The organism is Vibrio sp. OPT46 (assembly GCF_015163535.1).
In the GTDB taxonomy this organism is placed as follows: Bacteria; Pseudomonadota; Gammaproteobacteria; order Enterobacterales; family Vibrionaceae; genus Vibrio; species Vibrio alginolyticus.
The window spans coordinates 1-384 of sequence record NZ_JADDYG010000670.1 but is presented as its reverse complement, the minus strand read 5'-3'; the positions used below and the strand labels follow the sequence as shown (position 1 = coordinate 384).

1 protein-coding gene is annotated in these 384 nt (G+C 41.1%); it reads right to left on the bottom strand.

Features of this window, described 5'->3' with window-relative positions:
- Positions 1-323, bottom strand: a 323-nt coding sequence (gene tssE, locus IQR33_RS24280) for a type VI secretion system baseplate subunit TssE (protein WP_193844139.1), incomplete at its 3' end; no start/stop codon positions are given.
- Positions 324-384: the final 61 nt, after the last annotated feature.

Sequence of the window (384 nt, the reverse complement as noted above, 5' to 3'; positions counted from 1 at the left end):
GAAATCTGGACATGAGGGTTCCTTAACCTCGGCTCAAACTCTTTAATTGCATCATGAACGATGTCGCAAAGCTGATTCTGCCCTTCTTGGCTGCTATAGGGCATTGAGGAAAAATCTGGCAGCCCATAATTCAATATTGAATAACGAACCTCTAAAAGATCATCAGGAATGTTTTTCCATCCAATACGACTATTCAGCATCGACTCTAGATCTCTAAGTAAGCTGCTCAACATCTGTTGCTGGCTTGCAGGGAAGTCTTTCTCATCTCGAGTGAGAGGATCACTATCTATCAATTTGTCGAGCAGAGAAACGGTTAACGACATGATATTTCTACGCTATTTGTTTCTGTTCTAATAATGTAGTCAAATCACAGATTGGAAGCGC